General features: G+C 41.7%; 6 protein-coding genes and 1 pseudogene. 5 read left to right on the top strand and 2 right to left on the bottom strand.

What is annotated here, in order from left to right; genetic code table 11:
* The first annotated feature begins 18 nt into the window (after positions 1-18).
* The 5 genes from AB4Z17_RS29565 (at position 19) to AB4Z17_RS29545 (ending at position 7118) form a co-directional block, all read left to right on the top strand.
* The gene (locus tag AB4Z17_RS29565) at positions 19-1962 is read left to right on the top strand and encodes an ATP-dependent DNA helicase (RefSeq protein ID WP_441963837.1); all 1944 of its coding nucleotides are present in this window, start codon (positions 19-21) and stop codon (positions 1960-1962) included.
* Between the two features lie 275 nt (positions 1963-2237).
* Positions 2238-3689 (top strand): spore germination protein, encoded by a 1452-nt coding sequence (locus AB4Z17_RS29560; RefSeq protein ID WP_441963835.1) that lies wholly within the window; start codon positions 2238-2240, stop codon positions 3687-3689.
* 19 nt (positions 3690-3708) lie between these two features.
* Positions 3709-4803 carry a spore germination protein gene (locus tag AB4Z17_RS29555; RefSeq protein WP_441963833.1) on the top strand — a complete coding sequence of 365 codons (1095 nt, stop codon included), beginning with the start codon at positions 3709-3711 and terminating at the stop codon, positions 4801-4803.
* Positions 4800-6017 (top strand): Ger(x)C family spore germination protein, encoded by a 1218-nt coding sequence (locus AB4Z17_RS29550; RefSeq protein WP_441963831.1) that lies wholly within the window; start codon positions 4800-4802, stop codon positions 6015-6017. The genes AB4Z17_RS29555 and AB4Z17_RS29550 overlap by 4 nt, the downstream gene beginning before the upstream one ends.
* Positions 6018-6182: 165 nt before the next feature.
* Positions 6183-7118, top strand: a complete 936-nt coding sequence (locus tag AB4Z17_RS29545) for a tyrosine-type recombinase/integrase (RefSeq protein ID WP_441963829.1) — start codon at positions 6183-6185, stop codon at positions 7116-7118.
* A 93-nt stretch (positions 7119-7211) separates the two neighbouring features.
* Here AB4Z17_RS29545 and AB4Z17_RS29540 read toward each other — a convergent pair whose 3' ends face one another.
* Both AB4Z17_RS29540 and AB4Z17_RS29535 read right to left on the bottom strand, forming a co-directional pair.
* Positions 7212-8012 (bottom strand): (2Fe-2S)-binding protein, encoded by an 801-nt coding sequence (locus tag AB4Z17_RS29540; RefSeq protein ID WP_441963828.1) that lies wholly within the window; start codon positions 8010-8012, stop codon positions 7212-7214.
* A 97-nt stretch (positions 8013-8109) separates the two neighbouring features.
* Positions 8110-8550: pseudogene (locus AB4Z17_RS29535) on the bottom strand (sugar phosphate isomerase/epimerase family protein); the annotation flags it as partial.

The raw sequence follows: 8550 nt of genomic DNA, 5'->3' as shown, positions 1-8550 counted from the left end.
ATATGGAGGCAAGCAACCTTGAATAAATATCCATTTGAGTTTGACCCGAAACAACCTTTTATACAGCAGGCTAGCGATTGGATCGCTGATGTTTTTTATGAAAAGCTGCCTGAAGCTGGTTTTGAAATTAGAGATGAACAGATTTATATGGCTTTTCAATTGGAACGTGCTTTTGCAGATAAACAAACGATATTTGCTGAAGCTGGAGTAGGAACGGGCAAAACATTCGTTTACTTGCTGTATGCGATCACGTATGCTCGGTACACAAGAAAACCAGCCATCATTGCTTGCGCCGATGAGTCCTTAATTGAGCAGCTTGTAAAGCCTGAAGGCGATATTGCAAAGCTCGGAAAATATTTGGATCTAACGATTGATGCTAGATTAGGAAAATCAGCAGATCAATATATTTGTTTGAAAAAGCTGGATAATGCGAGAGCTGGACAAGATGACGCGGAGCTCTATGACAATATATATCGTGAACTTCCAAGCTTCGTCCATAAGCAGGATTCTATGCAAAGCTTCCATCCATATGGAAATCGCAAGGACTACCCAAGCTTAAATGATGAGCAATGGAACGAGCTGGGCTGGGATGTATTTCAGGACTGCTTAGTGTGTGACGTTAGACATCGTTGTGGTCAAACACTCTCACGCGACCATTATCGCAAATCTGCAGATGTCATTATTTGCTCGCATGATTTCTATATGGAGCATATATGGACATATGACGCAAGAAAACGTGAAGGCCAGCTTCCATTGCTGCCAGAGTACAGCTCTGTAGTATTTGATGAGGGCCATCTGCTTGAAACAGCCGCGCAGCAAGCGCTGACTTACAAGCTGAATCATGCTGTTTTTGAAGGAATCGTCATCAGATTGCTGCAAGAAGAGATTCGTGAAACTCTTGCTGTTGCTGTTGAGGATGCGATTGCCCAAAGTGAATTCTTATTTAAAATGTTGAATAAGCACAGCCAGAAGGTTCCTGCTTCGGATCGCAAGGAAATCATATGGAGTGCGGAGCTTATTCGTGAAATTAATCGTTTGCAGGATACGCTATYGGTTATAGAAGAAGAGCTCGTATTCGAAAGCGGCTTATACACAATTGATACGTATCAGCTAAAAATTGTTGAAGAGCATTTGGAAATGATTCAATTTGCGCTTTCCTTATTCAAGCAAGCGGACAAGCCAATTAGCTGGGTTTCGCAGGATAAAGAAGGAACGTCACTTGTCATCATGCCAAAAGTCGTGAAGGAAGTGTTGAAGGAGCAAGTTTTCTCTCGTAAAATGCCAATCGTATTTTCCTCAGCAACGCTTTCGGTTAACGGCTCATTTGATTATATGATGGACATATTGGGTATGGATAGCTCACTATCTTTCTCGGTTCCATCACCATATGACTATGAGCAGCAAATGACTGTGGAGATTCCAAAAGCTGAACAGTTTACGGCGCTTAATGATAAGGTAAACGAAACGTATCGCTTGCTTAAGCAATCAGGCGGAAGATCGCTTATTTTGTTCCCATCGATGGAGCAGCTAGAGCAATTTAAGGCAGAATCGGACAAGCATGCGGATTGTGCGGCTTATACTTTCTTTTATGAGGGCACAAGCGAAATCAGCTATTTGATCGAACAATTTCAACAGGATGAAGCCAGCATTTTATGTGCAGTGACACTATGGGAAGGTTTAGATATTCCTGGTCCATCCCTTTCCCAGGTTATTGTGTGGGAACTTCCGTTTCCTCCCAATGATCCATTATTCGCAGCGAGACGGAATGACTCGGAATCACCGTTTGAACAAGTGGATATGCCGTATATGCTGCTTCGATTACGTCAAGGCATTGGACGTTTGATTAGAACACGTGAAGATAACGGGAAAATCGTTATTTTTGGCCAAAAAATGAATGATAGCTATGTGCGTGAACAAGTGGAAGGTGTGCTTCCGAAAGGTGTAGCATTAAGTTATTCCTAAAAAGAGAATAAGGTTCAAATAAGGAGAAGGGGAAACCCTTCTCTTTTTTTTATTCCTGCACTTTGAATGAGCATAAGTTTATAACCTACCCATTACGGCAAAAATAGGAATAATTCGACAAAAAACAACAAGGAGTGTATGTGCTATGGCTTTACACGATCAGATAAACATTCCTAATTGGACGGTATGCGTACAAGCTGTTGTCACCCTTGTGATTCCTCTTCTTATCTCATCTATTTTTAATCGGTCTCGCCAAGCTGATGATGAATAATCCGATGAGCGGAAATATTCAAGTGCGGCTGAAAGCCATTCATGAACAAATGGAGTTTCATTCCGATGTTTTGGTGCGTGAGTGCTCTATTGGGGATACGGGTATAAGCGCAGCTATCGTTTTTGTAAATGGATTAGCAGATTGCGATTTGATTGATCAGCATATTTTGAGAGCGTTAATGTCTGTTCAAGGAGAAGGCAAAACCGTCTCAAAATCGTTTTTGACCAATCAAATATTAACCGTTAGTCAATTAAGTGAAGTCCATTCTTTAGAAGAAATGCTGCCAAAAGTGTTAATGGGTGCAACTGCAGTGCTCGTTGATGGAATTGATGAAATTATTATCATTGGCACTGCAAGGAGCAAATCCCGAAATATTGAGGAACCAATCTCTGAGGCATTAGTTAGAGGGCCGAGAGCTGGCTTTAATGAGAACTTATCCGACAATACTGCAATTCTAAGAAGACATGGTGAAAATGCCAGCCTCTCATTCTTGAGCATGCATGTTGGCACACGTGCTAAGAAGCAGCTCATCATTGCTTATATTAAAGATATTGCTGATCCTGAATTAGTCGAAAAGGTCAGGCGCAGGGTAAGCAAGATCGATATTGATAATTTACCCGAATCAGGATACGTAGAGCAGCTGATCGAGGATAATTTTTTGAGTCCATTTCCACAGGTGCAAAGTACGGAAAGGCCCGATCGGGTCATTGGCGCGTTGATGGAAGGAAGGGTTGCTATTCTGCTCGACGGTACCCCTTTTGCGTTGATTGCACCTGTTACATTTAGCATGCTTCTGCAATCTCCAGAGGATTATTATGAGCGTTGGATGGTTAGCACATTGCTCAGAATGCTGCGTTTTCTTGCAGCTTTGATCTCATTATTGACACCAGCGATGTACATTTCTTTTATATCTTTTCATCCAGGCCTTATCCCAACTAAACTGGCTATTTCTATCGTTGGGGCTAGGGAAGGTGTGCCTTTTTCATCACTAGTTGAAGCGCTCATTATGGAGGTAGCGATTGAAATATTGCGAGAGGCGGGGCTTCGGCTGCCAAAACCAATTGGACCGGCCATGGGAATCGTAGGTGGTTTGATTATTGGTGAAGCGGCTGTTCGAGCGGGTATCGTGAGTCCGATTTTGGTTATTGTCGTTGCGCTAACTGCGATATCGTCGTTTGCAATTCCGCAATACAATGCTGGGATAGCGCTTAGAATGCTGCGTTTTGCTGCTATGTTCTGCGCTGCTGCATTCGGCTTGTATGGCGTAATTTTGTTTTCCTTAATGTTATGCGCTCATATTGTCAAACTTAAGAGCTTTGGCGTCCCCTATGCGAGCCCGGCAGTTCCTTATCGCGTTAAAGATTGGAAAGACTTTATTGTTCGCATGCCGATATTTATGATGAAAAAACGACCTGAAATGCTGAAGCCGAAAGACAATACTCGCATGAAGAATTGAATTTGGAAGAAGGCATTATATGAAAAAAATGTCCAATGATCGTATTACAACCATTCAAACTGCTGTGATCATTTCAAACTTTATGCTGGGTTCAGGAATTCTTACGTTGCCYAGAGCTTCTGTTGAAAAAGTTGGGACACCAGATGTATGGATATCGGTTCTGATCGGGGGAACGGTTGCCTTATTAGTAGGCGTATTTATGGCTGCATTGGCAAAATTGCATATCAATCAAACGGTGTACCAGTTTACTCAGAAGCTTCTCGGAAAATGGATAGGAGGCATAATTGGCATAGCGTTTGTTATTTATTTTTTCATGACTGCGGCTTATCAGGTGCGTGTGTTATCTGAGGTTACGGAATTTTTTCTGCTGGAAGGAACGCCTCCATGGGTCATTGTCATGGTTTTTATGTGGGTTAGCTTCTATTTGATGACCAGCGGCATTAACCCCATTGCGAGGTTATTTGAGGTCATTTTGCCGATAACTATCGTTATTTATGTATTAGTCATGTTAATGTCTTTACGGATATTCGAAATCGATCATTTGCGGCCCGTACTAGGGCAAGGAATTATGCCTGCACTCAGGGGAGTTCAAACAACCTCACTGTCCTTTCTAGGCGTAGAAATTATTTTRATTTTAACTGCATTTATGGATAATCCGAAAAAATCGGTAAAAGCCGTCGTCTATGGCACAGCGATTCCGTTCTTTATTTATTTGTTGACCGTCATTATTGTAGTTGGCGGGCTATCGATAGATGTTGTCATTACACGGACGTGGCCAACACTCGATCTTGTACGCAGTTTTGAGCTTTCTGGACTAATATTTGAAAGGTTTGAATCATTTTTTCTTGTCATTTGGATTATGCAAATCTATTCTTCTTTTGTCATTACGTATTATGCTGCAGCCTTGGGATTGTCACAAGTATTCAAAGCGAAAATGATGAAATGCTTATATTTTTTGCTGCCCATTGTATTTCTAGTTTCCACGCTTCCCAAAAATACGAGTGCTCTGTTTGTATACGGCAGCTTGCTAGGCAATACCGCTCTTTATTTGTTTGTCTCCATGACCATTATTTTGTTCAGTTTAACGAAGTGGAATAAAAGGAGTGTAAAATGATGAAGATCCACAGCAACAGCCGGGGACGATTTATACTAGCATGCCTATGTACGCTAACGCTGCTTGTCCAAACGGGTTGTTGGAGCAAGGATGAGATTGAGGATCTTGGGCTATATGTCGGAATAGCGCTTGATGTTGCCAGCAAAACGGAAATCGAGAAAAAAATGGATAAGCTGAGTACCTCTAATCGGAAAAAGGATCTGATCACCTACACGCTGCAAATTATAGATAAACAATCGGAGGGGAAAGACGGTGAATCTTCAGGCCTTGTCATGGCTAAACCATATATAAATGTTTCAGAGACAGGGGATTCACTTTTTGAAATGGTTAGAGGATTTTCTGCACGAATGGAGCGGCCTGTAATCGGTCATCATTTGAAGGTAATCGTTATAAATGAGATGTTGTCTCGAAAATACAGCATGAATAATCTTCTTAGCTTTATGTTGAGGGATAATAATATTCGGCCGAATAGCTTAATTGTCATGAGCAGCGGCATGGCTAGAGATGTATTTGAATCAAAAGGTACTAACATTATACCTTCGTTCCGTGTAATTGAGATGATCGGTAATCGTTATCGTACATTGAAGATCATACCTCCGATGTCGCTTATTGCAGTAGAGGGTAAAATGCATGCAAAGTCCAGCTATTTACTCCAAAATATTGTTGCTGCTGAAGGCGAGATTGAATTTTCAGGTGCAGCCGTTATTAAGGGGAAAACCCAAAAATTCAAAGGACTGTTATCGGAGGAAGAATTGTTAGGCATAATGTGGTTGACTGGCAAAGGCAAAGGCGGGTTAGTAAAAAGCTATGATCCTGAAACGAAGCAGGTCATTGCCTATGAGATCAAAACGCTAAAAAGTAAAATTATATCGCAGATCAAGAATGGAAAAATTAGTTTTCACGTAAATATAGAATCCGATGGCCGACTTATTGAAGAGTGGTTAATTGACAACGAACCTCTGGATCACAAATTTGTAACCAAGGCTGTACATTCGTCAGAGAAGGAAGTAAGCCGACTCGTGAATAGAGCCTTGCATAAAATTCAAAAGGAATATAAGACAGACGTTATGGGGTTCGGTACTAAACTAAGCATTTCGCATCCAAAAGTATGGCAAAAGGTTAAAAAGGATTGGGATGAAGAATTCAGTCGCATTCCGATTACTTATAGCATTAAACTGGCGATTACGGATACAGGAGCAAAACGTAAGCATTGATCGCTAATTTTGCCGAAAAAATCATCATTTCTACGTTTGAAAAACTGCGTGAAATACATATTTCACGCAGTTTGCTTTTATATCCACTTTTAAGCTATCATAATAGAGTAATGGTCACTTAAATAGAGTATGAAAATAGGTTTTTTATGGAGGATTTGCTTACGAATGGGACAACATGAGGTGACGGATAGCTACGGCTTGGAAATGGACTTATTTTCGATTTGGATGAAAAATAAAGGGATGACAAAATCCACACATCAAGCCTACATAAATGATGTTCGTTTTTTTCTACAGACGGTACATCCAACAGAAACAAAACATATTACGAAAATGGATATTATGCGCTACATGGCCGTTTGCCGTGAGAAGGGGGCAGGGGATGAGGCGCGCAATCGCAAGCTTTCTTCTTTGCGTTCATTTTTTAAAGCGTTGATCGAGATGGAGCATTTGGAAGGCAATCCTGCTGCACTTATCGCAAAGTCCAAGCAGGAGAAAAATCGTATTCCAGTTTACTTGGAAGAAAATGAACTTGAAGCGCTTCTGCAAGCTATACAGGGGAAATATTATATTCGCAATGTCGCGATTGTTTTATTAATGTCCTATGCCGGTCTTCGCGTCGGTGAGGTACACCGGATGAATGTACAGGATTTTAGGCAGGATGGATCGATTCATATTCTCGGGAAAGGGCGTAAATGGCGCGTTATCCCATTACCGGATGCGCTGCAGCATGTACTGAATGAGGCGCTTGCTGAACGCAAGGACTCCAGGCAGGGTAAGGAGCAGCCGTTTTTTGTATCGCAGTTTGGACGAAGATTATCTATACGAATGATACAGACCGTCGCTGATGAAACGATCAAGCTGCTAAAGGAGACGATGCCTGCACTTGCGGATAAAAGGCTATCGAGCCATAAGCTGCGGCATTCATTTGCAACGATGCAAATTCGCAGCGGTACAGACATTCGGACCTTGCAAGAGCTGCTCGGACACGCGAGTATTGAAACTACACAAATTTACACGCATATTGATAATAAACAGCTTCGAAATGCGATGAACAACATTTCCAGCAAAATCCCAATGAAATTTCAGAATAAGGATACATAATATTAATTATGTAAACAAAATTTGAGATTATAAAATAATGCAGCAAAAAAGCTGATGTTAGGTACATGTAGTATCTGACATCAGCTTTTTATATTAGTGGACGCCAGCTGCAACCAGCTTGCGTCTTTCTTCACGTTCTTCTGGCAGCATACGAGGGCAGGTATAACATTTCACACCATCAACACGACAATCGTACATACAGCATGAAGAGCGAAGAACGATTTGTGGACCTCCAGGTGACCACGGATCGTCGATATACCGAGGTTTGTGAACAAACGGGTTACGTTTCCGATTAAATACCTCAGCAGGCAGACCGAGAATGACCTCAAGATCGCGCTGTACAATTGTCAACAGTGACTGATCGTTCATATTATTTTTCAGAAAATCAATCACACCCTGCAATTGTCCTCCGACCTGGTTCCAGATCATGGCGGATTTCACATCGGCGCTTATGGCTACAGCTTCGACGATATCGTTAATCTCATCCTTAAAGCTAGTTCGAAAGACATTCTCTAAAAAATGCTTTCTTTCTTGTTCTTCGGTTGGCACATCAGTCCAGCGAAGCTCATTAATTTTGAAGCCCAGATGAGCATGATCATCGTGTTGCTCAAGCTGATAAGTTAAATTATGTAGCGATAAATCCAAATAACGGTTGTATTGGGCAGCAAAAAATAGATTCGTTATGCACAGATTAAAGAAGGACATGCCTACAAAGGAAGCAGCTAGTTGCATTCCCGTTGCTTGCACCATTTCTCCGGCTTTTATAAGTGTTGCATGAGCAGTTTCTTTGTCGTAAAAGCTGGTCGCTGGCAGCTCAAGCAAGGGATGAGCGGCACCTTTCGGAGAAATGTGAAAATATGTTTCTACAAGTGTAAAGTCCATGTCATGTGCCATTTATTTGTGCCCCATTTCGGTTTCTCAAAATATACTTATAGAGTAGGTTTACTCGATAATGATTATCATTATTTCACTCTATAAGTATAGGAGGGGGCTAGCGGACTGTCAATATTAATGGCTCTACAATTGCTTTGACTCGGTTAAGCCCTTCCCACATATCTCCTGGGCCATCGTATATGAGAACATAAGCACCCTTAAACCCAACTCGTTCAACCTCAGTAAGATAGGAGACTAGCTCGTCCTTATCAGGGACACCGGCATCATCATAGGTAGGCTTAACATGAACTGAGACGCTTAGCGGTGCCGTATCACCAATTTCACTGATTTTGTCCGCGCTATGATAGTTGCCGAAGTCGGTTATAAAGCCTACTGTTTTACCCGCATGCGCAAGCAGCTTAAGACTGCTTTCCGATGTCGAAGTAAGCGCTTTGAAATTTTCAGTTATAACATGAACATTTCTAGAAGCAGCATATTCAGCTAGCTCGGACAAGGAGGAAGCGGACAATTGAGTGGCAGCATCATCACTAGGTGAAGC

It is taken from the genome of Paenibacillus sp. TAF43_2 (assembly GCF_052113545.1).
Lineage (GTDB): Bacteria > Bacillota > Bacilli > Paenibacillales > Paenibacillaceae > Pristimantibacillus.
The sequence above is the reverse complement of the archived record's forward strand: the minus strand, read 5'-3'. Positions and strand labels throughout refer to the sequence as shown.